Origin of the sequence: Enterococcus sp. DIV0756, assembly GCF_051710745.1 — a bacterium.
Classification (GTDB): Bacteria; Bacillota; Bacilli; order Lactobacillales; family Enterococcaceae; genus Enterococcus_A.
The window spans coordinates 364,399-389,537 of the sequence record NZ_JBIOLF010000002.1 but is presented as its reverse complement, the minus strand read 5'-3'; the positions used below and the strand labels follow the sequence as shown (position 1 = coordinate 389,537).

Annotated in this window: 26 protein-coding genes; 22 read left to right on the top strand and 4 right to left on the bottom strand. The window is 40.5% G+C overall.

Annotation, left to right across the window (positions count from 1 at the left end; genetic code table 11):
• The first annotated feature begins 74 nt into the window (after nucleotides 1-74).
• The 7 genes from IGI44_RS18280 to IGI44_RS18250 are packed head-to-tail and all read left to right on the top strand — an operon-like array spanning nucleotide 75 to nucleotide 7,397.
• A complete protein-coding gene (locus IGI44_RS18280; RefSeq protein WP_438789367.1) occupies nucleotides 75-2,000 on the top strand; it encodes a BglG family transcription antiterminator in 1,926 nt (641 codons plus the stop codon).
• A gap of 4 nt (nucleotides 2,001-2,004) precedes the next feature.
• Nucleotides 2,005-2,331, top strand: coding sequence for a PTS lactose/cellobiose transporter subunit IIA (locus IGI44_RS18275; protein ID WP_438789366.1), 327 nt, complete (start codon nucleotides 2,005-2,007; stop codon nucleotides 2,329-2,331).
• Between the two features lie 29 nt (nucleotides 2,332-2,360).
• Entirely contained in the window at nucleotides 2,361-2,699 is a 339-nt protein-coding gene (locus IGI44_RS18270; RefSeq protein ID WP_438789365.1) for a PTS sugar transporter subunit IIB, read from the top strand.
• Nucleotides 2,700-2,714: 15 nt separating this feature from the next.
• On the top strand, nucleotides 2,715-4,064 hold the full coding sequence (locus IGI44_RS18265) for a PTS sugar transporter subunit IIC (protein WP_438789364.1): 1,350 nt from the start codon (nucleotides 2,715-2,717) through the stop codon (nucleotides 4,062-4,064).
• Between the two features lie 49 nt (nucleotides 4,065-4,113).
• Nucleotides 4,114-5,196: a M24 family metallopeptidase gene (locus IGI44_RS18260; RefSeq protein WP_438789363.1), complete on the top strand. Its 1,083-nt coding sequence runs from the start codon at nucleotides 4,114-4,116 to the stop codon at nucleotides 5,194-5,196.
• Nucleotides 5,180-6,226, top strand: a complete 1,047-nt coding sequence (locus IGI44_RS18255; RefSeq protein ID WP_438789362.1) for a M42 family metallopeptidase — start codon at nucleotides 5,180-5,182, stop codon at nucleotides 6,224-6,226. The genes IGI44_RS18260 and IGI44_RS18255 overlap by 17 nt, the downstream gene beginning before the upstream one ends.
• Nucleotides 6,213-7,397, top strand: coding sequence for a MalY/PatB family protein (locus tag IGI44_RS18250; protein ID WP_438789361.1), 1,185 nt, complete (start codon nucleotides 6,213-6,215; stop codon nucleotides 7,395-7,397). Before IGI44_RS18255 ends, IGI44_RS18250 begins: the two co-directional genes overlap by 14 nt.
• Before the next feature lie 29 nt (nucleotides 7,398-7,426).
• On the opposite strand, the gene IGI44_RS18245 is transcribed toward IGI44_RS18250, so the two are convergent.
• Nucleotides 7,427-7,606, bottom strand: a complete 180-nt coding sequence (locus IGI44_RS18245) for a hypothetical protein (RefSeq protein ID WP_438789360.1) — start codon at nucleotides 7,604-7,606, stop codon at nucleotides 7,427-7,429.
• Nucleotides 7,607-7,680: 74 nt separating this feature from the next.
• Here IGI44_RS18245 and IGI44_RS18240 point away from each other — a divergent pair, with 74 nt between their 5' ends.
• From IGI44_RS18240 to IGI44_RS18210, 7 genes are all read left to right on the top strand, one after another.
• Nucleotides 7,681-7,860, top strand: coding sequence for a hypothetical protein (locus tag IGI44_RS18240; RefSeq protein ID WP_438789359.1), 180 nt, complete (start codon nucleotides 7,681-7,683; stop codon nucleotides 7,858-7,860).
• Nucleotides 7,861-7,936: 76 nt separating this feature from the next.
• Nucleotides 7,937-8,122, top strand: a complete 186-nt coding sequence (locus IGI44_RS18235; RefSeq protein ID WP_438789358.1) for a CsbD family protein — start codon at nucleotides 7,937-7,939, stop codon at nucleotides 8,120-8,122.
• Between the two features lie 236 nt (nucleotides 8,123-8,358).
• A complete protein-coding gene (locus IGI44_RS18230) occupies nucleotides 8,359-8,826 on the top strand; it encodes a cysteine hydrolase family protein (protein WP_438789357.1) in 468 nt (155 codons plus the stop codon).
• A 15-nt stretch (nucleotides 8,827-8,841) separates the two neighbouring features.
• Entirely contained in the window at nucleotides 8,842-9,441 is a 600-nt protein-coding gene (locus IGI44_RS18225) for a short chain dehydrogenase (RefSeq protein WP_438789356.1), read from the top strand.
• A 29-nt stretch (nucleotides 9,442-9,470) separates the two neighbouring features.
• Nucleotides 9,471-12,335, top strand: a complete 2,865-nt coding sequence (locus IGI44_RS18220) for a serine hydrolase (RefSeq protein ID WP_438789355.1) — start codon at nucleotides 9,471-9,473, stop codon at nucleotides 12,333-12,335.
• Between the two features lie 167 nt (nucleotides 12,336-12,502).
• The gene (locus IGI44_RS18215; RefSeq protein WP_438789354.1) at nucleotides 12,503-13,420 is read left to right on the top strand and encodes an AraC family transcriptional regulator; all 918 of its coding nucleotides are present in this window, start codon (nucleotides 12,503-12,505) and stop codon (nucleotides 13,418-13,420) included.
• A gap of 60 nt (nucleotides 13,421-13,480) precedes the next feature.
• Entirely contained in the window at nucleotides 13,481-14,278 is a 798-nt protein-coding gene (locus tag IGI44_RS18210; RefSeq protein ID WP_438789353.1) for a Cof-type HAD-IIB family hydrolase, read from the top strand.
• Between the two features lie 41 nt (nucleotides 14,279-14,319).
• On the opposite strand, the gene IGI44_RS18205 is transcribed toward IGI44_RS18210, so the two are convergent.
• Together IGI44_RS18205 and IGI44_RS18200 are read right to left on the bottom strand one after the other, a co-directional pair.
• Entirely contained in the window at nucleotides 14,320-16,413 is a 2,094-nt protein-coding gene (locus tag IGI44_RS18205; protein WP_438789352.1) for an LTA synthase family protein, read from the bottom strand.
• 196 nt (nucleotides 16,414-16,609) lie between these two features.
• The gene (locus IGI44_RS18200; protein ID WP_438789351.1) at nucleotides 16,610-17,350 is read right to left on the bottom strand and encodes an epoxyqueuosine reductase QueH; all 741 of its coding nucleotides are present in this window, start codon (nucleotides 17,348-17,350) and stop codon (nucleotides 16,610-16,612) included.
• A 270-nt stretch (nucleotides 17,351-17,620) separates the two neighbouring features.
• Here IGI44_RS18200 and IGI44_RS18195 point away from each other — a divergent pair, with 270 nt between their 5' ends.
• The 8 genes from IGI44_RS18195 to IGI44_RS18160 all read left to right on the top strand — a co-directional run bounded on the left by IGI44_RS18195 (nucleotide 17,621) and on the right by IGI44_RS18160 (nucleotide 24,538).
• Nucleotides 17,621-18,349 (top strand): GntR family transcriptional regulator, LSA1692 subfamily, encoded by a 729-nt coding sequence (locus IGI44_RS18195; RefSeq protein WP_438789350.1) that lies wholly within the window; start codon nucleotides 17,621-17,623, stop codon nucleotides 18,347-18,349.
• Nucleotides 18,350-18,374: 25 nt separating this feature from the next.
• On the top strand, nucleotides 18,375-19,676 hold the full coding sequence (locus IGI44_RS18190) for a Sapep family Mn(2+)-dependent dipeptidase (RefSeq protein ID WP_438789349.1): 1,302 nt from the start codon (nucleotides 18,375-18,377) through the stop codon (nucleotides 19,674-19,676).
• Nucleotides 19,677-19,856: 180 nt separating this feature from the next.
• The gene (locus IGI44_RS18185; protein WP_438789348.1) at nucleotides 19,857-20,810 is read left to right on the top strand and encodes a N(4)-(beta-N-acetylglucosaminyl)-L-asparaginase; all 954 of its coding nucleotides are present in this window, start codon (nucleotides 19,857-19,859) and stop codon (nucleotides 20,808-20,810) included.
• A 21-nt stretch (nucleotides 20,811-20,831) separates the two neighbouring features.
• Nucleotides 20,832-21,161 carry a PTS sugar transporter subunit IIB gene (locus IGI44_RS18180; RefSeq protein ID WP_438789347.1) on the top strand — a complete coding sequence of 110 codons (330 nt, stop codon included), beginning with the start codon at nucleotides 20,832-20,834 and terminating at the stop codon, nucleotides 21,159-21,161.
• 26 nt (nucleotides 21,162-21,187) lie between these two features.
• Nucleotides 21,188-22,543, top strand: coding sequence for a PTS cellobiose transporter subunit IIC (celB, locus tag IGI44_RS18175; RefSeq protein WP_438789346.1), 1,356 nt, complete (start codon nucleotides 21,188-21,190; stop codon nucleotides 22,541-22,543).
• Between the two features lie 19 nt (nucleotides 22,544-22,562).
• Complete coding sequence (locus IGI44_RS18170) at nucleotides 22,563-22,889, top strand: PTS lactose/cellobiose transporter subunit IIA (protein ID WP_438789345.1); 327 nt, start codon at nucleotides 22,563-22,565, stop codon at nucleotides 22,887-22,889.
• 103 nt (nucleotides 22,890-22,992) lie between these two features.
• Nucleotides 22,993-23,802, top strand: coding sequence for an N-formylglutamate amidohydrolase (locus IGI44_RS18165; RefSeq protein ID WP_438789344.1), 810 nt, complete (start codon nucleotides 22,993-22,995; stop codon nucleotides 23,800-23,802).
• Nucleotides 23,795-24,538, top strand: coding sequence for a class I SAM-dependent methyltransferase (locus IGI44_RS18160; RefSeq protein WP_438789343.1), 744 nt, complete (start codon nucleotides 23,795-23,797; stop codon nucleotides 24,536-24,538). Before IGI44_RS18165 ends, IGI44_RS18160 begins: the two co-directional genes overlap by 8 nt.
• 49 nt (nucleotides 24,539-24,587) lie before the next feature.
• On the opposite strand, the gene IGI44_RS18155 is transcribed toward IGI44_RS18160, so the two are convergent.
• A complete protein-coding gene (locus IGI44_RS18155; protein ID WP_216409284.1) occupies nucleotides 24,588-25,130 on the bottom strand; it encodes a helix-turn-helix domain-containing protein in 543 nt (180 codons plus the stop codon).
• Nucleotides 25,131-25,139 lie beyond the last annotated feature (9 nt).

Genomic DNA, 25,139 nt, shown 5'->3' with positions numbered 1-25,139 from the left:
TTTAATTTGTAAAAGTTGCCATTTTAAGTAAAGGGCTTACATTGTATAGTTTTATTTGTAAGCGGGAGGTAGTTATGAGACAAGAAAAAATTGTTGAATACTTATATGCGAAGAAGCAAGCGATTGCTCCCAAGGCATTGGCCGCTGAATTTCAAATATCAGAGCGAACGCTGGCAAATGATATCAAATGGCTAAAGGAGATAGGGGCGAATGAAGGCTTCACAGTCGAACGGATTCGTTCAGCGGGTTATCAGTTGAAGGTTCTCGACAATGATAGATTCCGAAGTTATTTGATGCAATCAAAGCAGCAGGAGCAGGTGGATCATTCAAGTCCTCAGGAGCGAATCAAAAATATCGAACTGTTACTTTTGTTCCATGAAGAATACATTACGATGCAGCAGATTGCAGAATGGCTGGATGTTAGCCTGTCAACAGTCAAAGCGGATATTAAACAGGTGGAACAATTTTGTACGGACTATGAGTTATCACTTTTTAGCAAAGCCCATTATGGATTGAAGATCCTGGGAACGGAAAGCAAGAAGCGGCGGGCAATTCTATATTTGATTCGCAACACCCTTCATACACCCGTGTTAACGGAGAAATACAAGGAATTTAATTTCACCTTTGATGAAGCAGCTTTGCGTCACTTTTTACAAGAGCAGCTGCAAAAAAATCAGTTGAAGATTAGTGACATTGTGTATGAGAATATCGTTCAACATATTCGACTGCTGAGCTTTCGAATGTTGCAAAACAATACATTAAGCAACGATGAAGCTGCAGAAACAACGATTATTGATGGCTATGAACGTTTGACGGAAGAACTGGTGGCCTATTTAGAGGAGACGTATGATTTAGTTTTTTCAAATGTAGAGAAAAATTATTTAGAAGAACAGCTGCGAGGCAAATTCACAGTCCTTGAGAATGGTGACGGGAACCAGCAATTAAAGCAGGCGATTGAAAAGGCCTTGGAGCATGTTGATCGACAATATCATACAGAGTTTCGCAAGGATCAAGGTTTAGCGAATGCATTATTGATGCATGTGGCACCTTTATTGCAGCGGCTCTATACGGGGCATCAGTTGGAAAATCCTATCATTGAAGATATTTACACACAATATGCCAATGTTTTCAATGTGGCGATGGTCTTTATCAATGAATTAAATAAAGATTTGGATACGGATATCAGCAAAGATGAGATCGGATATGTAGCGATTTATTTTGCGGCGAGCTTAGAAAAACAATCCAATCAAGTGATTGATGATTATCAAAAAATTGCCGTTATTTGTTCAACGGGTGGAGGAGCAGCCTATTTATTGAAGGTCAATCTGGAACGACTGTTCAACAATGCAGAGGTCGAAACATTCGCCCTAAATGAAATGGATCAAATTGATGCGAGCTTTGATCTCTTGATCTCTACTGTCCCGTTAGAACAAGCAGATTTTGAGATACCTATCATTTATACCAAAACAATTTTAAGTCAAGCAGAGATCACAAAGATCGAAAAGGATTTAAACCTGTTGCGGGAGTCGCAAAATAAAGTTTTCGATGTGCATCAATTTATTCTCAGCCTATTCGCTGACGAATGGTTTCAAATTAAAGAGCAGTCAGAGGATTATCTAACTCTTTTAGAAAATGAAGGCGCTCACCTAGAGGAACAAGGCTGGGTGAAACAGGGCTTTAAACAAAGTGTTCTAAACAGGGAAAAGATGATTGATACGATATATCAGCAGGGCGTGGCAGGTCCTCATCCGATGGAGCAGGCGGCGATCAAAGAAGTCATTGATGTGATTTTACTAAAAAAACCGCTAATCTATCGAGAAAAGAAGGTCCGAATCATTTTTTTGATCAATATCAAGAAGGATCATTTGAACCTGCATAAAGAAATTAGTCGTTTGATGATCAAGATGATGGATGATCCGATGCTAGATACACAGCTAACAAAAATCACAAACTTTCAAGACTTCAAGTCTTATATGAAAAGCTTAATGAAAGAAGGATAAAACAATGAATGAGCAAGAAATGGATATTTTTAAAATTATTTCCGCGGCAGGTGATTCACGAGGGTCTGCGTTTGAAGCGTTGCGACTAGCCCGCAAAGGGAAATTTACTGAAGCCGAAGCAAAAATGCAGGAAGCCAAAGAAAAAAGTATCGACGCACATGATGTGCAAACCAAATTAATCACTGGGGAAATCAACGGCGATAAGACCGAAACGAGTTTGTTGATGGTTCATGCGCAAGACCACTTGATGACCAGTATTTTAGCTCGGGATTTGATTGAAGAAATGATCGGTATGTTAAAGGAACAAAGCGAAGCCAAGGCTTTGCAATAAGATAAAAATGAATTAGGAGGATTTAGAACATGAAAACATTACTAGTTTGTGCAGGCGGTTTTTCAACGACTATGATGATGGAGTCGATGAAAAAAGTAGTGAAGGAATCAAAAAGTCTAGACGAAAAGGACTATCCAATGGAGGCGATCGGAGTTGATAAGCTGGAACGGTATATCAATGATTACGATGTGATTTTAGTAGGCCCACAATTAAGTCATAAATACGATTTCATTAAGGGAGAAGCTGATAAAATCAATAAACCGACCGTCCTACTAACATCAGATATCTATGGTTCTATGGATGGAGCGACTGTTATGAAGCAGGCTTTAGTAGCGTACAGAAAAAATCAAGCACTAAAAACAAAATAGTTAGGAGTGAAAAAAATGGAAAATCCAAAGAAACAGAGTGCCTTTGATAAAGTGGAAGCATTCATTCGAAAAACATTGGTTCCAGTTGCGAACAAAGTGGACAGTAATCCGTACTTAACGGCCATCAAAAAGGGAATGGTCGTTATGACTCCGGTGCTGTTGTTGGGTTCTATTGCAGCAATTTTCCCATCAATTCCAGAGTTTATCAAGACGCAAGGGGTTGCGAACTGGTTTGAAAATTATGGGTATATCTTTGGCATTATTTCTAAGGTTTCACTAGGTCTTGTTGGATTATATGCAGTGTTGGCAATTTCGTATTTCTTAAGTGAACATTACAAGCTGTATACTGTTGGTTCGATGATGCTTTCCGCAATTGCTTTTCTCATTGTAGCGATGGATGTTGATGACAACGGAAATATCGTCGCTAGTTATCTAGATTCAAAAGGACTGTTTACCGCGATATTCATAGCCATTATTTCCGTTAAGCTGTATCAGTTCTTTACCAAACATAAACTGGTAATCAAGATGCCTGAAGGGGTACCGGATTTTGTCTCTAGTTCATTTGAATTGATTACACCAACTGCGGCTATCGGGGTACTCTTCATTGCTATTCGTGCAATCACTGACAGCCTATCTGGTGGGGTATTATTGCCACAAGTGATCATGGATATTTTAGCTCCGGCGATCGGAAGTCTAGATTCACTATGGATCATCTACCTAGTGTTGGTTTTGCGCCTTGTTTTCTGGTTTTTCGGAATTCATTCAGCCGTATTGTCGCCAATCCTTTCACCGATTGCAGTACAGTATTTATCAGAAAATATTGCTGCCCATGAAGCAGGAGAACCCTTAAGTCATGTAATTACTGGAGGCACTTTATCCGCTTATGCGAACTTCACTGGTTCTGGAGTAACGATTGGTTTGGTGATGGCGATGCTAATCAGCAAATCCTTACGCTATAAAAAAGTCGGAGCAGTCGCATTACTACCATCACTGTTCGGGATCAATGAGCCAGTGCTCTTTGGTGTCCCAATCATTCTGAATCCTGTGTTGATGATCCCGTTCATTTTCGGGGGTGCGCTTGTAGGAATGTTCCCGATGATTTGTATGAAACTCGGTCTATTAAATTTCCCGATTTTTGATCCGCCTTATGTTCCAGTCTTCATGGAGGGATTTCTGACAGGTTTTGACTGGCGCTCAATCATTATTCAGGTAATTCAAGTCGCAATGTCCTTTGGCCTGTACTTACCATTCTTTAAGGTGTTAGAGAAACAGGAATTAGAACGTGAAGCATTATTAGAAGCTGAAAAAGCCAATTCTGTCATTTCAGATGACGATGAACAATATTTAACCGATATTGATTTCTAGCCAAAAAGGACAGCATGGACTGTCCTTTTTGCTTTAAGGAGCATAGCGAATGAAACTAACTGAATTACGAAAAAAATTAATTGAAGAAAATCTGACCGGCCTGCTAGTAACAAATAAGATTAATCGTCGCTATTTGTGCGGATTCACGGGATCAAACGGTCTGTTACTCGTTACCGAGAATCACTCATACTTATTCATCGACGGACGTTATACCCAACAAGCCCAGCAGCAAACCCAAGGAGTAGATATTTACGAGATTCCGGTTGGCGGCAGCTTGATCGAAGTGGTTCGCCCATTTGTTAAAGGAGCAACACTTGGTTTTGAGGCGGGAACGATTGATTATCAAAGTTTTATTCGTTTCCAAGCATTAATGGAAGAAGTCAGTGGTCGATTGGTAGCGACGAAAAATCTGATTGAAGAATTACGTATGCGTAAAACGCCCGAAGAAATTCACGCCATCAAACAAGCGGCAAAGATTGCTGATCAAACATTAGAGCTGATTCTACCGATGATTCGAGTCGGGATGACGGAACGAGAATTAGCCAATGAAATCGATTATCATAGCAAAAAATTAGGTAGTGAAGGTCCTGCGTTTGAAACAATCGTAGCTTCTGGTGTACGAACTGCGTTGCCTCATGCTCATGCAAGCAATAAAAAGATTGCAGCCAATGAATTGCTTATGATTGATTTTGGTTCGATCTACGAAGGTTACTATTCTGATATTACACGAACCTTTGGTTTTGGGGAGGTGGCGACTCGTATCAAAGAAACCTATCAAAAAGTTTTAGCAGCTCAAAAACATGCGATTCAAACCATAGCTGTAGGGAAAACCTTAGGTGAAATTGATCAAACTGCACGGCGAGCGTTGCAACATGAAAATTTAGCGCACTATTTTAGCCATAATCTAGGACATGGTATCGGGCTATCTTGCCATGAATATCCAGGATTGTCTCCGCAAGAATCACTGACGATTGAAAAAAATATGATCTTTACCATTGAGCCCGGCATCTATTGGACTGAAAAAGGGTTTGGTATTCGGATCGAAGACGATGTTTTGGTAAATGAAGCCGGGGATGCGGAAATTTTGACACATTTTAACAAGGAGTGGATGACCATTGACTGCAACGGATAAATTATTGATGCAGCTATCCAATTTAGATGCATTGCCAGGACAAGAAACACAGGTACAGCAAGCCTTGCAAAAAACAATCCAAGGGCCAGTAAAGAAGGACACATTTGGGAATTTATATTTTGGTGATTTAGCCACGAAAAAGAAAAAAATTGCTTTGTATGCACATATGGATGAGGTAGGCTTTTTTGTTCATCGCATCACTGATGATGGGTTTGTTTACTTTTATCCAATTGGCGGCTGGTGGGGCCATGTGGTTTTGGGGCAACAGGTTAGGGCGACTTGCCGCAAGAATGGAACTGTTTTGGAAGGAATCGTGGGAACACTGCCCAAAAGCAGCCACAAAATGACAGAGGTTGTCCCCCTCAGTGAGTTGTACATTGATTTCGGTGTTCATTCAAAAACAGAGCTGGAAGCAGCCGGCTTACAGATTGGGGACATGATTCTACCGAATACGCTGGCCAAGAAAAGTTTTAATCAGAAAAAAATTATCGGCAAAGCGTTGGATGATCGAGTGGCGTGTACCATCATGGCGCAAGTCAAAAATCAGGTTGACACAAAGACGATCGAGGTGATCGGAGTTGGAACTGTCCAAGAAGAAGCGGGAACCCGCGGCTCCAAGGTCGCTGCCGCGCAGGTGGATGCAGACATCAATATCGTGATTGATGTTGCTAATGGAAAAGACACCCCGCGTGCCGCAGAAATGCCTAATCGTATCCAAGGAAACGGTCCAGGGCTGGTTTTAGCAGATAAAACCGCATTAGGGAATATGAAACTGCTAGATTATTGTAGAGAAGTCGCTGAAAAAAATCACCTTCCTTGGCAATACGACTTACTTGGCGGAGGCGGTACGGATGCAGGCTCTGTCCAATTATTCGCTGGAAAACCAACATTGGTTTTCTGTGTCCCCGTTCGTTATTGTCATTCGTGGAATTCGATGGTAGAAATCTCAGATGTGGAAGCGACCATTGAATTGCTTTCCGCGGTCATTCGTTCATTCGATGAAGGGGGTGCTGAGCTTGAGCAATTTTGATCAGCAATATTCACGCTACGGCACCTATTCGACTCAATGGGACTATGTTCAAGATCGCTTCGGTGAAAAGGAGCTATTGCCCTTTTCCATTTCGGACACAGATTTTATGCTTCCTGATGGAACGATCGATTGTTTAAAAGCAGCAGTTACTCGCGGATTCTTTGGCTATACTCGTTGGAATCATTTAGATTACAAAAAAAGCATCACTCATTGGTTTCAGCAAGAATTTGCTTGTTGGATCGACCCAGAGTGGTGTGTTTATTCTCCCAGTGTGATCTACAGTTTGTCGGTATGCATCCAGTTAATGAGCCAAAAGGGTGATAAAATCGTCACCTTCACTCCTTGCTACGATGCCTTTTTTAACTGTATTGGTGGGAACGAACGTGAATTGATCACCTGCTCACTGGAGAATGTCAATGAACAGTTCACGATTGATTTCACGGCATTGGAAAAGGTTTTTGCGATTGAACGACCAGCAATTTTTTTATTGTGCAATCCTCATAATCCGACTGGTCGCGTTTTTACAGAAGAAGAGCTGACTCACCTGATTGCTTTGTGCAATCGCTATCGAGTCGCGATAATCAGCGATGAGATCCATATGGACGTGCGTCGACCGGGTAAGATACATTTGCCTATTCTTGCTTTTGCAGATCAAATCCACGTTCCGGTCGTTTTATTGTCGTCTGCCTCTAAAACCTTTAATTCACCAGGATTAGGTGGATCTTACGGAATCTTTTCTGAAGAAGGATTGCGGGAAAAATTCTTGCGTATTTTGAAGGGACGTGATGGCTTATCTTCGATTCCATACCCCGCGCTACTAACGACAATGGACTGTTATAACAATCAAAAAAATTGGGTGGAAGAGCTAAATCAAACCATAGATGCCAATTTCTTCGAACTGAAAAAAATACTAGATAAGGATACACGAATTCAATTTGAGATTCCCGAAGCCACTTACCTCGGCTGGCTCAATCTTGAACAGTTACCTTATACAATGGAAGAGCTGCAAACCGTTTTAGTGAAACGGGAAAAGGTAGCGATTATGAAGGGAGAAACTTATGGGGCAGAGGGCAAAAGGTATCTTCGGTTCAATTTAGGTGCTCCAAAAGAAAAAATCATTGATGGCGCTGAACGCTTGATGCGAGGAATTCGATATTTGGATGAGAGATAAAAAACAGAGAAGCAGCCAATTGCTTTGGCTTACTTCTCTGTTTTTTCATTCCATTTTTTGGGGCTCCAAATATTACCTTCTAAAGCAATTTGCAAGCTTTCGTTGTCGTCTTCTAATTGCTCGATATATTTAATCGCCTCATGAACAACAAACTGGTATTTTTCATCTGAAATTTCTGCTAATTGCTCCTGCAACCATGTATTTCGCATTTACTTCACCTCAAAAGCAGTGTAGCATAGAATTAGTCGGTATTTGGTGCGTGATGCTTGGGAGGAATTATACAATGGAGATTAATGAAAGCGTTCTTATAGAAGTTCAGGCTGAATTAGCTGCAGCAAAAATTGAACTGGAGCGGTTGAAGCAGTTATCGTTTTCCAGTGAGTTGAAAGCGGAGCGGATCAACTCGCTTAAACAGGAAATCCAACAAGTAGAGCGGCTGCTAGAGGAGCGAGCAGATTCTTAGCCATCTAAATTTTCCGATGGTAAAATTAAATCAGAGATAAAGTTTGATTATTTTATCAACTAAAGGAGGATTTGTTATGGCAAACAACGACGAACTAAAAGGTAAAGTCAACGAAGCTAAAGGAAAAGTTACTGATGACGAATCAACTGAATTAAAGGGTAAAATTCAACAAGGCTTCGGGAAAGCAAAGGACAAAGCAAAAGAAACAGCAGATGATGTTGCTGGTAAGATTAACAAAAAGCTCGATAAAAAAGAAGATTAATGTTTTAGACCTGCTGCGGCAGGTCTTTTTTTGCATATAGTTTTACAGGATAGATATTATGGGAAGCAGAACTGAAACTTATTTTTTTGATCAATTGAAAAAATGAAGAATTTAACCTGAGAGTGCGGCTAAAGGTCCTTCTAGTGAACGGAATAATAATCATTCAATCATAAGTACTAGATGAAAGCCGATTCTATTTGCTATATAATGAAAAGCAAGTAAGAGGAGGGATTGGCGTGTCGCAAACTGCATTGTTGGTCGTAGACATACAAACAGGCACACTAGCACCACTGATCGCAAAGGAAAAGCTGTTGGCAAATGTGAATGCGCTGATTGATCATTTTCACAGAGAAAAGCATCCAATTATTTTTATTAAAAAAGTCGGCTATGGTGAGGTCTCACAGAAAGTGAATAGAGAACTGACAGACCAGGTGGTATCAAAGGTTCAAATGGATACCTTCAAATCACCAGAGTTCAAGAAAGTAATTGCTGAACATGATTTGGGAGAGTTTGTGGTGGTTGGTTTGATGAGTAATGCCTGTGTTCAAAGTACCTGTAAGGGTGCTTTGAGGGAGGGATATCCTGTGACGTTGATTGAGGATGCACATGATTCTGTTATTAAACCAATGCGAAATATCTGGAACAAGAAGTTACGTCATTCGGGTGTAACCCTTATGACTACTAAAAAGTATTTAGAAAAATAAAAGGAGTGAGTCGTTGTGCGTATTTTAGTCGTCGGCGGTAAAGGAACGATCGGTCAAGCGATTGTTGAGAAATTAAAGGAGCATCACGAACTGATCATCGCAGGCAGAACAAGCGGCGATGTGCAGGTTGATCTGACATCGGTTGATAGTATCGAGACCATGTTCAAAAAGGTCGGACATGTGGATGCGATCGTTAATGCTTCAGGGACAGCAAAATTTCAATTAGTAGAAGAAATGACGCCAGAGGATAATTTGGTAGCGGTTCAAAGTAAACTGTTAGGACAAATCAATCTTGCATTGATCGGTCAAAAATATTTGCGTCGCGAGGGTAGTATCACACTAACAACCGGCATTATGAAGGACGATCCAATTCCTGGTGGGGCTTCGGCAGCGATGGCGAATGGCGGAGTCGCGGCCTTTGTAAAATCAGCGGCGATTGATTTTACTCATGGGATACGGATCAATTGTGTCAGTCCCAATGTTCTGGTGGAATCCTATGAAAAATTCCAAGATTCCTTTAGAGGGTTCGTTCCCGTACCCGCGGAACGGGTTGCAATGGCGTACGTGAAGAGTGTTGAAGGCAAACAAACGGGTCAGGAGTATCAGGTGTATTAAAAAATTTCAAATAATTCGGGGGAGAAAAAATGAAAAAGAAATCAATAGGGTGTTTGATTTTTTTGTTTTTGCTTGAACTATTCATTGGAGTAGGGTTAGATAGTCAAAATGTATCTGCAAATCAAGTGAACGAAACAGTTGATAGTAGCCAGACATTAAACCCGCAGGTAGAAACTTCAACTGAGGCATTAGAAAACACAGAGAGTAGCCAAATAACAACAGAAAATTCGATGAATAATAGAGTGGAAGAAAGCTCTTCAACTGATCTGGATAATGAAACTAAGCCTTCGGACACGAAAGAAAGAGTTAGTGTCAATTATCAAACAAAAGCAGATGAAGGATGGCTGTCAGAAGTTTCTGATGGAGCGGTTTCAGGAATACCAGAGGGTTCTTCATTAAAAGGACTACAGGCAATCAAAATTTCTCTTAAAAATACTAGTGCCCCTTCAAATGGGATTGTTTATGAAAGTTACAGTAAGCCTGATGGCTGGGCTGAACATGGAAATCCCAAGAAAAACGGGGAGGTTTCTGGAGATACCTCCTACATTGAAGCCATACGTATTCATTTGATTGGAGAAATTGCCGAGACACACTGGGTGTATTATCGTGTTCAAACCGAAAAATTTGGTTGGTTAGGTTGGGCAAAGAATAATGAAGATGCTGGAACGATTGGGTATGATGAAGCTGTTCGCGGAATTCAAATTCAATTAATTGAGAAAGGCAAAAAGCCTAGTGAGGATAGTGATAAAAAGCCATTTAGCGAATATCAAGATGTCAATGTTAAGTATAAAACCCACGTTGAATCTATAGGTTGGCAAGAACAAAAAATCAACGGCGAGATTTCAGGTGCGACCGGGCAAAACAAACGAATAGAAGGAATTCAGATCTCGGTGGATCATTTACCAGAAGGGATTACGGGAGGTATTCGTTATCGGACACATGTTGAATCTATTGGCTGGCAAAATTTCAAAGAAAATGGGGATGTCGCCGGAACGACTGGACTTAGCAAACGGATTGAAGCGGTTCAGATTGAACTAACTGGAAAGTTAGCGCAATATTATGATGTCTATTATCAAGTGTTTAGTCAAAGTTTTGATTGGCTGGGTTGGGCTAAAAATGGTGAGAAAGCAGGGACAGAAGGCTTTGCCTATCGATTAGAAGGACTCAAGGTCCTTATCGTTAAGAAAGGTCAGGCGGCACCTGGGTCGATGGATCGTGAATTTATCAAATATAAGCTTCCCAAAGTGAGCTATCGCACACATATTCAATCCATTGGTTGGCAAGGTCAAAAATTCAATGGACAGCTCTCAGGAACAACCGGTCAAGCCAAACGTCTAGAAGCGATTCAATTACATTTATCTGATATGCCAGACTCTTTAAAGGGTGGAATTCAATATAGAACCCATGTACAGAATTATGGCTGGCAAGGAATGGTATCAAATGGATCTCAAGCGGGTACGACGGGTCAGGCCAAACGTTTGGAGGCAATCCAAATAAGCTTAACTGGAGAAGCAGCTAAGCATTATGACATCTACTATCGGACCCATTGCCAAACCTTTGGCTGGTTAGGTTGGGCCAAAAATGGGGAAAATTCTGGAACAGAAGGCTTCGCTTATCGCTTAGAAGGGATTCAAGTGGTTGTAGTGAAAAAAGGCGCTGCAGCACCTGGCTCAACGAATCGAGGATTTGTCAAATTCAAAATTCCTAAGGTAAGCTATCAAACCCATATTCAGTCGATTGGCTGGCAAGGTCAAAAAACGAATGGCCAACTGTCAGGCACGACCGGGCAAGCGAAACGACTAGAAGCAATACGATTAACACTATCCGATTTGCCGATCTCTTTAAATGGAGGGATTCAATACAAAACTCATGTCCAAAGTTATGGTTGGCAGGGGATGGTGTCAAATGGAGCGCAGGCAGGTACGACTGGACAAGCCAAGCGTCTGGAGGCAATCCAGATAAACTTAACTGGAGATGCAACCAAGCATTATGACATCTACTATCGGACCCATTGTCAGAACTTTGGTTGGTTAGGCTGGGCAAGAAATGGTGGGAACTCAGGAACGGAAGGCTTTGCCTATCGATTGGAAGCGATTCAGATTGTTGTAGTTAGAAAAGGAACTGCGGCACCTGGAAGTACAGCTAATGCTTTTAAGAAACAGGTTTCTAAAATTCCACAAGTCCAAAATTTATTGAATAAAAAATATAGAAATGGAAGCTATGGAATCTATGTATTGGATTTAAAAGCAAATCAGACGGCTGCCATCAATGGGACAACGAACTTCACCGCTGCAAGTACGGCAAAACTTCCGAATATCTACTATACACAAAAATTAATAAATGAAGGAAAAGTCTCTTTAAATCGTCAATTACAATATACTTCACGAGTGAATGGATTTCCTGGGGCCTATTTACCAGCTGGTGCGGGAATTTTACCAAAGATACACAATAATCAATACTACTCATTAAACGAGGTACTAAAAAATACGATTAGATATTCAGATAATGTTGGTTCAAATTTTTTGGGATATTATATCTCAAATTCTTATAACAGAACATTTATCAATGAAATTAATCGTGTTACTGGGAGAAACTGGACACAGTTTAGTTTTCAAGCATCAGCGAAAGACAATGCTCTATTGATGAAAGCTATTTATCAATTGGGTGGGGTTTCGAATCAGTATCTAACGAACACTGTTTATGACGATCAGCGTATTCCAAAATACTTACCTGTAAAGGTAGGTCATAAGGTCGGTGATGTCAGTCATTATCGTCATGATGTGGCTATTGTATATGCGAAGAATCCTTATATCCTCTCCGTAATGACAAAGAATTATACTTCCTATGAGACCATTTCTCTGATATCAAGAGATGTTTATAATTTAATGAAGTAAAAACAATAGCTAGACGATTAAATAAGACCTATTAAAGATCACTCCACTTATGTGGAAGTGGTCTTTTTTGTAAATACTAGTTTATTTATAAAAAAATAGTATCAAAAAACACTAATATGAGCTACAATACTTTTGTATACTATAAAAATAGTTTCGGACGTGATAATGTGTTAGCAAAACCACTTAACTTAGACAATACTCTAAAGGAATTGATGGAGTTTCCAGATACTGCCTTTCCTTTTGGTATTTGGCGTGATGATTTTAATGAAACGGTTGGTCAGATCTTGAATTATCATTGGCATGAGACAATTGAAATCAACCTATTGATAAAGGGGACCTTGGATTATCGTTTGAATGATCAACGGTTCGTTTTAAATGAAGGCGACAGCATGGTGGTTTTCTCTAATAGTCTTCATGGAGCTGCACTAAGAGAGAAAGATACCTCGGCAGAAATGCTGACGTTTGTATTTTCACCAGATTTATTGACTGGCGGCAATGCGGGATCGATTTACCAGAAATATTTTCAAACACTCAGTGAAAAAGGCTTTTTGGGAAAGAAGTTTGAAGGAACTAGCCCAATCGGTCAAGAATTGTTTGTGGCGTTGAAGGATTTAGTTGCAATTGAGGACACGGCCGGATATGAGCTAAGAGTACTTGCAAAGCTTAGTCTGATTTGGGAAAAAATCTTTGTCTATTTGCTGGATCAGCAAAAAACGTCAATAAGCAGACGGTCAGAAAAGAATGAAAAAGAAATCAAAGAAGTAATGAACTATATTCAACAGAATTATATGAAACGGATTACGATCCAAACGATTTGTGAGCATGCAAAGATCAGCCGTTCGGAGTGTTTTCGTATTTTTGCCCGTTTTACCCAAAAAAAGCCGATGGAATATATCAATGATTATCGACTGTCGATGGCTGTCGCATTATTATTGAATACCAGCTGGACAGTTGATCGCATTGCTCAAAAATGTGGCTTCAATAATCCTAGCTATTTTGGAAAAATGTTTAAGGAGCGGTTTAACCAAACCCCTAAAGTATATCGAATGAATCAAAGAAAAAAGATGACTGACAAAAAAGGCTAAAACAAGGTAGATTCTTCATAGTAATAATTAAACATAAATAATTTTTTCAGGAGGGGTCAAATGATAAAAGCAGTTGCGGTAGATATGGATGGGACATTTTTAGATTCAAAAGGTCAGTATGATCGTAAGCGTTTTGAGAACGTGTTTCAGGTAATGCAGGAAAAGGATGTACATTTTATTGTTGCCAGTGGAAATCAATATTACCAGTTAAAAAGTTTTTTTCCAGGAAAAGAAGCGGCGATTACCTTTGTCTCTGAAAATGGAGCGATCGTCATTAAGGATCAAGAAGTATTGAAGGAAAGTCATTTTGATCCGCAGCTAGTCACAGAAATTTTGACGTTTCTGCAGGCAGAATCAAATGAACTTGAAGTCGTAGTTTGTGGGCTGAAATCGGCGTATATGTTAAAAAATGCGACCCAACGCTTTAAAGATTTTTCTGCCTTATACTATTTTGAGTTGATGGAATTGGACAGTTTTGATGAATTGCCGGAAGATGACATTGTCAAATTCGCTTTGGATGTACCGATTGCACAAACGGCAAAAGTAGTGGATGATTTAAATCAAGCCTTCAAGGGGAAAATTACAGCGGTATCCAGCGGACATGGAAGTATCGATATTATTATTCCGGGAGTTACGAAGGGCAGTGCGATTCAATGGCTGTTAGACGGTTGGGCGCTTGAAGCGGATCAACTGGCGGCCTTTGGCGATGCAAACAATGACTTGGAAATGCTGGCTTTGACGAAATATAGCTACGCAATGAAGGAGAGCAGCCCTGCCGTGAAGGAGACAGCAAAAAATCAGGCACCATCGAATGATGACGCTGGAGTGCTGCAAATAGTAGAAGAATTGATTCATTAGTAAAAACGCGAAAGCTGTTGGTAAACAGCTTTCGCGTTTTGCTAGTTATTGGCTTCTTCGGCGTATTCCTTGAAGGACTTTGTTTTATACAAATCTTCTGTTGAGCGCTGATTGTGCTCAGAAAAGACGCTGGTTGATTTTTCACCAAGCTTTTTCTCAATTCTGTTCAAGGTTTTCGCTGAATTTTTATAACTGATTTCCTCAATCTTGACTGGGCTCAAGCCACTGTCGTAATAGAACCGCAGCAGATCCCCATTGTTGATCTGATCGGAGATGTCCAGCTGTTCCTCGACTTTCTTTTTAACTTCTTTGGCTTCTTCCAGAATTTCCGGCTGACTGAAGTTCAATAAGGCACCCGTTTGATTATCGTAAACATCGCCTTTATGGTAAGAATAGTCCTCTGTAACAAAATCTCCATTACGGAAGGCGACTAGTTGTTCTCGATTAGGAGAAAGCAGATCGTTGCCCAACAGCATTAAATTACTTGAATCATAACCGACTAAATTCAATAGCGTGGGCAGGACATCGATTTGGCCGCCGTAAGTATGATTGATCGTTCCCTTTTCTTGTCCCGGAAGATGAATGATCAAAGGCACCTTTTGTGCTTCGATGGTATCAAAGGTCGTCCAATCCTCTTTGCCAAATAATTCTTTAGTGGCCTCAATACGTGAATCAGAAATACCGTAGTGATCGCCATACAAAACGATCATAGAATTTTCGTAAAGACCACTGGCTTTTAGATAATCAAAGAATTCCTTAATAGCGGTATCGGTATAATTCGCTGTGGCAAAGTACCCGTCAATTGTTGAATCTCCTGTGTCTACCTTTGGAAAGCCGTTCTCTGCTTCTGGCAACTCAGAAAACGGATAATGATTAGAGACTGCTAAAAATTTCGCGTAAAATGGCTGCTGCAGGTGTTCCAAATAGTTCACCGATTGTTGGAAAAAGGGTTTATCGTGCAAGCCATATTGGAAAGAATTATTATCATTCGAGCTATAGTAGCTGGAGTCAAAGAAGTACTGGTAACCAAATCGTTTATATGTTTCGTTGCGATTCCAGAAATTTCCAGCATTTCCGTGAAAAGCAGCGGTTGTATAGCCTAATTTTTGATCTAAAATCGCAGGTGCGGCATTAAAAGTATTCTTTCCACCCAACTGTGAAAATAGAGAACCTTGATTCAGACCAAACAAGGAGTTTTCTAATAGGGTTTCTGCATCGCTGGTTTTCCCGGCACTGACCTGATGGTACACATTATCAAAGCTAAAGGAGCTTTGACTATGATAGAGGCTGTTTACAAAAGGCATGACCTCATGTTCTACCCCATTTTCATCCTTCAGCTTATAATCGATCAAAAATTGATGGGCACTTTCTAGATGGACATAGATAATATTCTTATCTTTCGCAATACCAAATAAATCCTGGTTTGTTTCCTTCGGCTGTTGCTTGATTTTTTCCGCTAAAACCTCCATATCATTGGGACTGGCTTGTGCGCGGATTTGCGATACTTGATAGGTTTTGACGCCGTCGTAAACGGTATAGGCATTGATTCCCAAGTATTTCACTAAATAATCTCGAGAAAACGTTCTAGTTAATAGGCCCGGTCGACTTGTTTCTGCCAACGCAATATTTCCCGCCAGAAACAGCAGCGACGCTACGGTAACTGAAAAGGCAAATTTTGCGCGCACGGGGCGAGTATCCAAAGGGATTTTTTTCAAAAGTAGGGCAGCCAACAACCCAAGACAGTCTAGAAAATAAAGAATATCATGGGGTTTAAATAGTCGAATGGCGCTTTCTCCCAACCCGCTAGCGACTTTTCCGGCACCTAAGATCGTGTCAATGGTGAGAAAGTCCGTAAATTCTTGATAGTAGACAACATTGGCAAAAAGCAAGAGGCTCAGTAATACGTAAATGAGATAGCCCGTGAGATAGGCCGCTCTTGTTCTGCGAATAAATAAAAAGATCGATAAAAAGAGCATCGTAGTCGCTACCGGATTGATCAACAGGATAAAGACCTGAAGGGCATTATCCAATCGCAAATCAAAATCTACGAGATAGGCAAAGAGATTTTTTGCCCATAATAATAGCGTTAATAGGAGAAAAAAGCCGAATCTCGACTTCAGTTTTTCTTTGATCATGTCATATCCTCTCTTAGTCTTCGTTCTAATTAGTTTATTGTATCGAAAAATCGGTTGGTATGTAAAGGCTATCAAGAAGAGTTGCCGCAAAATTTAGAAAAAAGCAATCATCCATGGATAAAACAAAAATAGCCTGTAGCTTTTGATTTTTTCCTAAAAAAGGACCGATAGAATTTTTCTATCGATCCCAGTTCTATTATTCAGTTGGTTGCTTTTGATGATCCTTCACAAAGGCTCTTGCCTCTTTATTGATTGTTTTCAAGTCACATCCTTGCTGTTTTGCTGCAAATACGCAGCCACAGTAACACTGTCGATAGACATCGTACTCTTTACACATCTCGATCGAACGTTGATAGCCGGAATTCTTTTTGAAATCACTTGGCAGGTAATGCGTATCGTAGATTTTTTGGATATCCATACCAATTTGGTTAATCAATTGACTATTTTTTTTCGGTGAGATTGTCAGTGCACTCCCAAAATAATCATATCCCCGTTCCAATGCCTCTTTTGCGGCTAAATCCAATCGCATATTGAAGCAGGCGGTGCAGCGTTTGCCGCCTTCGGGTTCTTCAGTTAGTTGCTTTTGTTGCATCAATTGTATGAACTCATTTGGTTTGTAGTCATCAACGATCAGATCCACCTGATTGCCAGTCACCGCATTAAAGTCATTGATAAATTTTTCTTGAACTAATACCCGACGTTGGTACTCACTTTCAGGGTGGATATTCGAGTTTGAAAAGAAAATTGTAACATCCGCATGCTGGGTTAAAAATTCTAACGTATAGGTACTGCAGGGGGCGCAACAAGAATGAATCAAAATTCGTGGACGAACCGCTTGCTTTTCCCAAGATTGAATCATCTTATGCAACACGCGATCATAGTTAATTTTTTGGTTGCTCATTTTTTCAACGATTTCCGTTGCATCAATTGTATTCATCAAATCACCTGAAGGTATTATAAGTAAAATTGTTGGATAAAGAAAGCTACATGAGATGTTTCTAAACATTAAAAGAAGCTGTCTTAAAACTAAAAAAAATCTGAGAATGATTGAATTATTCTTATTTTCGAATATAGTATATACTGTAAGGTATATACCGAATGAAGGTTGAAACGAAAAGTTACTCTAGCCAAGCGGTGAAAGAATCAGTATAGTGAAATTGACGTTTGGTAAGCATGGAAAATGAAACACGCGAAAAAGGGAGAAATTATGGAAGATAAGAAAACGACAAAAGCGAAATTTGACCAAGTATCCGCTGAGCTCGAAAAACGTATCCATGAAGGAGTGTATGTGAGTTCACAAAAACTGCCTTCTGAATATGACTTAGCAAAGGAGTTTGATTGTAGTCGTCTAACAATTCGTAAAGCCATTGATGACTTAATCAGTAAAAATATCCTAGTGAAGCGGCGAGGTAAAGGAAGCTATGTGATGTCCCAGCCAAAAATTCAAAGCGGTCGTTCAGGACTGCAAGGCTTTACTGAAGCGGCGAAGGCCTATGGAAAAACCAGCAGTACCGAAGTTATTTCGTTTCAAAAGGTTGAGCCATCAGAGGAGATTTTAAACGCACTGCAACTAGAAGAAGATCAACCGATTTATGAGCTGGTTCGACGCAGGATACTAGATGACGAACCAATGACGGTGGAAAAAATCTATTTATCCGAGTTTTATGTAAAAGGATTAAAAGCAGAGGATTTTAGTGGATCGCTCTTTAAATTGCTGGAGGAAAAGACCGAAATTGCCTATTCTCATCAGGAGGTGGAGGCTATTTTAGTCAAACCAGAGCTTTCAAAATTACTGGATGTGCCGATGGGAGATCCCTTGCTGCAGGTCTATTCCGTGACCTATGCACTGGACGCGACACCGATCTTTTACGATATCTCCTACTATCGCTCGGATCGCTATGTCTTTAAAACCACACTTACTCGCTATGGAAAATAAAAAAGTACAACCGAGGAGGTCTCTTATGTCAATTGATTTTCGAAAAGTGATTGAAAAAAACAAGGAACAATTCTATCAGGATCTGGATCAAGTGCTGCAAATTGAAAGTGTCAAGAGTGTGCCAGCAGAACATGCGCCTTTTGGGAAAGGCCCCAAAGAAGCCTTACTAGCAGTCATGTCTTTAGCTGAAAAATATGGCTTCAAAACGACGATCGTCAATGATGCAGTAGGGTACGCACAGTGGGGTGAAGCGGAAGACTATATTGGTGTCGTGGGTCATCTAGACGTTGTCCCAGCAGGTGATGGCTGGTCATTTCCGCCCTTCAAATTAAGCAAAAAGGGTCAACGCTTTTATGGTCGCGGAATTTTAGACAACAAAGGGCCGATTTTAGCTTGCCTATTTGGCTTGAAGCTGTTGAAAGAGCTGGATTTGCCCGTAAAGAAAACGATCCGAATCATTTTTGGTACCGATGAGGAAAATGGTAGCTCAGATATTCCGCTTTATTTGAACGAAGAACAGCCGCCACAGTTTGGTTTTACGCCTGATTGCAAGTATCCGGTGGTTTATGGCGAACGCGGAATTGTTAACTATGAAATTTTGACACCGTTTCCACAAGAAGAACTAAAGAATCTAGGTGATTTCATTGGCGATCAAGCTCGCGATCATGTTCCAGATGCGTTGTCAGTAACCATACATGGTAAGAATATTAGTGTGCAGGGCAAAAGAGCCCCTTCGAATGCACCGGAGCTAGGAGAAAACGCAATTACACTATTGGCGGAAAAAATTTTACAGGAACAAGCCGTTACTGGAACACTGGCGGAGTATTTTTCTTGGCTGGTAAAGGGCTTAGCGAATCAACATCATGGGGAAGGCTTGGGCCTTGCTTTTTCAGACGCGGATAGTGGTAAATTAATGATCACGCCCTATGAATTGATCAAAAAAGACCAGCAGTTAGCCCTTTCGGTAGCGATTCGCTATCCCGTTTCAGTTACAGAAGCAGAAGTAACCGATAGTTTGAAAAAGCATTTGCCGCCGGAGAGTCAGCTAACAGTAGTCCGTCGCATCAAAAGCAGCCATTTTCCTAAGGATGATCCCAATGTTCAACTCTTATCAGCTGTTTATGAAGATGTTACAGGATTGGATGGGACTCCGGTAACGACTACGGGAGCAACTTATGCCCGCTTTGTCCCGAATATCGTCGCCTTTGGTCCTTCATTTCCTGGTCAGAAGGGGATCGCCCACAAGCAGGACGAATATATGGATGAAGAGGATTTGTTAAAAAACATGGAAATCTATATGCGGGGAATGCTAAAACTAATTGAATAATCCATTTTTAAGGCCCAGCAAGGGATTGCGGGTCTTTTTTTTCGTTATTCTATATCTTTGGCTTAGAAAACGGTAAAAAAAGATAAAAAAATTTCAAATTTAGTATATACAAAACAGTATATACTATCTATAATGAATTCAGATTTTTAAAATGTAAACGGTAACGGGAGGAGCACGACGATGACGTGGGGAGCAATTGCGACATGGCGCATGGCACATGATGGTGTAATAGAAGCAATGCGTTTGCTAGAGAAGAAAGGGAAGGCTGGTGACGCAGTAGAAACCTTAATTAAGACAGTGGAGGATTATCCTTATTATAAATCTGTCGGTTTTGGCGGGCTGCCGAATGCAGAAGGAATTTTGGAAATGGATGCTGCCTTTATGCACGGAGATACGTTTGAAATTGGTGCAGTAGCCGGAATCACCGATGTAAAAAATCCAATCTCTGTTGCACGAAAACTTAGTAAAGATAAGTTCAATAGCTTTCGGGTCGGTGAAGGGGCAACCAAATATTCAATGCTGGAAGGCTTCGAACGAAAGAGTATGCTGACAGAACGTGCCCATAAAATTTGGGAAAAGCGTTTGAAGGAAATTCAGGAAAATAATCTGAACCCCTATGATGGTCATGATACGGTTGGAGCGATCACGTTGGACCAAAAGGGAACGATGACAGCAGGTACTTCTAGTTCTGGTTTATTTATGAAAAAACCGGGACGGGTCGGGGATTCTCCATTATCTGGATCGGGTTTTTACGTGGACAGTGAAATCGGTGGCGCAGCTGCGACGGGTCTAGGAGAAGACTTGATGAAGGGCTGCTTATCCTATGAAATTGTTCGTTTGATGGGAGATGGGCTGGCGCCGCAAGCTGCTTGTGATAAAGCCGTCTACGAATTTCATGATAAATTGACCGCTCGTTATGGTAAAGCTGGCGCCTTCTCATTGATCGCCATGAACCCTAAAGGCGAGTGGGGCGTAGCGACAAACGTTGAATTTACTTTTAGTGTAGGTAACGATCAGGAAAGCCCACAGATTTTTATTGCCAACATGGGGAGCAATCACACCACAGACATCCAGCCGATCACACAGGATTGGCTAGATGCCTATGAAAAACGGATCAAAGCACCGATTGAATAAAAAATTAGGAGAGTGAAGAAAATGAGTAAAAAACAAATTTATCTATTTTGTGATGCAGGGATGTCAACAAGTATTATGGTCAATAAAATGATGGAAGTCGTAGAAAAGCATAATATGCCGCTGCAAATTACGGCCTTTCCAGTGGCACGAGCACAGGAAGTGGTTGAAAAGGAAAAGCCGCTAGCGATACTTTTGGGCCCACAGGTAAAATTCTTGCTTGAAAAAACACAGGAACAGTTCGCTCCTCAGGGGATCCCTGTTGCTGTGATTGCACCAGAAATATACGGCATGATGGATGGAGAAAAAGCGATGAAGGAAGTTCTGAAATTGCTTAAAAAAAATAAAAAATAATATTGAACTGATTGGAGGATAAAAAGATGCAGAAGTTTTTAAACTGGTTGGAAAAAGTTTTGACACCATTAGCCAAAGTCATCGGGGAAAATAAGTATTTGATTGCGATCCGTGACGGTTTTTTGATTTCTACGCCCTTATTGATTGTTGGATCGTTCTTCCTACTTTTGGCGAATTTTCCGATTCCGAATTGGAGCAACATGATTTCTCCAATTTTAGGCAAGAATTGGGAATCCTTGATGTCGGTACCTGCTTCAGCCAGCTTCGATGTGATGACAATTTTAGCGGTTGTGGGAATTGCTTATAGCTTGGGACGGCAATTGGAAATTGATGCGATTCAGTCGGCTGCTCTGGCATTGGTTTCGTTCTTTATACTGACGCCCTACACTACACTCTTCACGCCAGAAAATAGTACGAAGGTGTATGAAGTAACGAGTTTGCCGTTAAAATGGATGGGTTCAAGCGGACTATTTTTAGGAATGATCATTGCGTTAGTTTCTACCCGAATTTTTGCGGCAGTAATTCACCGCGGCTGGACAATCAAAATGCCGGATGGCGTTCCACCTACTGTAGTGAAGTCTTTTGAAGCATTGATTCCAAGTTTTGTGGTAGTAACAATTATGTTCGTTCTCAATTGGTTGGTTTCTTTGACATCAATGGGGAACTTGCAAGATGTGATCTTTACATTCTTACAAACGCCACTGTTGAGTTTAGGCAACACGTTAGGCGCGATGATTATTGCTTACTTATTCCTACATTTCTTTTGGTTCTTCGGTATTAATGGAAGCAGTGTTGTTGGTGCAGTATTTAATCCAGTTTTACGTGCATTATCAGTCGAAAATATGCAGGCCTTTAAAGACGGGCATGAAATTCCTAATATTATCACAGGTCAATTTCAAGATATGTTTGCAACATTTGGCGGTGGTGGCTCAACACTGTCATTAATTATCGTGATGGTGCTCTTCTGTAAGAGTCAGCGGGTGAAAAAGTTATCACAACTATCGCTTGTTCCAAGTATTTTCGGGATTAACGAACCAATTATTTTTGGTCTGCCGATCGTGCTGAATCCGATTATATTGATTCCCTTTGCTCTTGTTCCTACTATTAATATTATTATTTCCTATTTCGCGATGGATTTGGGGCTCGTTCCATATACGAATGGTATTCAGTTACCTTGGACGACACCGCCGATTATTTCTGGCTTTTTAGTCAGTGGCTGGCAGGCCTCGATTTTGCAAGCGTTGCTGATCGTACTGGGAATGGCGATCTATTACCCATTCATCAAAGTGCTGGATGATCAGTATTTACGAGAAGAAAAAGAAGCGGAAGAGCTTGAAGCAGAAGAGATCGATTTTGATACTTTCGACTTTGATGAAATTTAAGATGGAGGAAGTTAGGTAAATGAACGATGAACAGTTACAAGTCGTTATGGGATTAATTATGAATGCAGGCAATGCAAAAAGCGAAGCGGTTGCGGCATTGGCGGCGGCGAAGGAAAATAATTTTGCTGAAGCTGAAGCGCGAATGAAAGCAGCTAACGAGGCACTAGTCGAGGCGCATAACACGCAAACGAGCTTGCTGACTGCAGAAGCTAGTGGAAATAACTCAGAAGTGACATTGTTGATGGTGCACAGTCAAGATCACTTAATGAATGCTATTTCCTATTTAGGCTTAACGCAAGAATTAATTGATGTTTATAAACGTCTGACTACATTAGAAAAACAATAATATACAGACTGACAAGGATAATCTCTTTGTCAGTTTTTTTATATCTCTTTAGGAGGATACAGGAGTATAATCAAAGGAAAAATGATCGGAGGGCAGGAAACCAATGAAGCCATTTAACACTTATAATGAAGAAAAACATACTTATCCAATAGTTATCAGTTTGCCACATAGCGGCACATGGATTCCAGAGGAAATGCGCTCAAGTTTACAGAAAGATGTGGTTTTAGCGAATACAGATTGGTTTTTACCAGAGCTCTACGACTTTCTAATTGCGAAGGGCTGTACGGTAATCGAAAATCGCGTGAGTCGCTATGTGGCTGATCCGAATCGTGAAAGTCAAATGGTCGGGACAAATTATCAAGAGACGGTGATTTATCAGCAAAATACCTTTGGAAAAGCCTTGTATACAGAAAAGCTGTCATCAGATATTATTACTGAACGCCTAGAAAACTATTATTGGCCCTACCACCAAGCATTGCAGAGATTAATCGATGCCAAAAAGAGCCGATTCGGAAAAGTCTATTTAATTGATTTGCATAGCTTTGCTGAATATCCCAATGGTGACAAAAATACACCGGCTGATTTTGTGATCGGAAACCAACTGGATCAAACTTCTAGTACAAAACTGCGAAAACTGTTAACATTTTTATTGGAAGAAGCAGGCTATAGTGTTTCAAATAATCATCCATTTCGTGGAGGGTTTATTACTCGTCACTTTAGCGAACTGCCCAAAATTGAGACACTGCAGCTGGAAATTCGCTATAATCAGTACATTGAGGATCGTTCTTTCGGTGAAGAGGTGCTAACAAGATATGATTCAGAATTATTCTCAAAAGCACAAGAGCGCTTAGAAACAGTTTTTGAAAAATTATTAGTAAAGTTATTAGATAGAAAGGATTTAAAAAATGAATGATCGAAACGCGTTTACCCGCAAATTATTTTTAGATTCAGGAATCGAAGCAGGTATGAGAATTTTAGATGTCGGATGTGGTGCCGGCGAAGTTAGTTTCTTAATGCAGGAGATTTTAGGGGACACAAGTGAAATTGTGGGAATCGATATTAATGAAGAGTTGATTTCGGCGGCACAAAATATTGCGACTGAAAGAGACTACCAGCATACTCGATTTTTTACTATGGATATCGCTGATGCAGCATCTGAATTGGGAACCTTTGATGCGATCATTGGCCGCCGTATATTGATGTATCTGCCAGATCCTTTTCAGGCGATCAAGGCTTTAATCACTTGCTTAAAGCCGGGTGGTCGGATCGTTTTTCAAGAGAGTGATGCTATTGGTGCGGGAGAGCTGATTGAGAAATTTCCATTACATAAGAAAGTGCAACAGTGGGTATGGGAGACGGTTGCTAAAGAACAGGGAAATATTCATATTGGTTCTGAGTTGTATACATTGTTTTTGCAGGCGGGTCTCCAGATACAGGAGGTTCGATCAGAAGCTGTTTTACAGACCATTGAAACGGGGAGTGATTTGGCTTGGTTATCAAAGGTCATGGAAAAGCGCATCATTCAAGCTGAAGTGGCAACAAAGGAAGAACTGGATGAGATTAGTGAAGAAAAATTGATGCGGGAAATGGAAAAAGCTCAATCTGTCTTCATTAGAGATATGAACTTTGGAATTTATGCTACTAAGTAAAAAGGTAAAAAGGTAAAAAGCGTTCGATCATTTTTTGATCGAGCGCTTTTTAATAGTCATTTGGATAATGGACCACGATAAATTTGACGACATTGCTGGTCTGATTGTCCCAATTGTGATCGATTGTCGAAAAATAGTGTGCAGAGTCGCCAGGATAAAGTTGGTATGTCTTTTCTTCGATCACCAATGTCAAGATTCCTTCTAAAACATACACGAACTCTTCTCCTTGATGCGGATAGGTGGTCGGCAATTCACGCTTTTCATGAGGCATGATCTCGATCATTTTCGGTGCGATCTTTTTATCCTGCGGCGTGCGGCTTAACTGCTTGTAAATCATGTTGTTTAATTTGTGGATCACCGGCTGGTCGTACCCGCGAACAATCGGTTCGATTTCTGGTTCTTCTTCAAAGAAGTAATTGATTTTTACTTTAAATAAATCTGCGATGTTCGATAAATGTTCAACGGCGATTGTCGTAATTCCCCGTTCGAATTGTGATAGGAAGCCGGTTGACAAACCCGTGGCTTCAGATAGCTGTTTAAGGGTCATCCCTCGCTCGTTACGCAAATTTTTCACTTTTTCCCCAATATTCATCTGTAAACC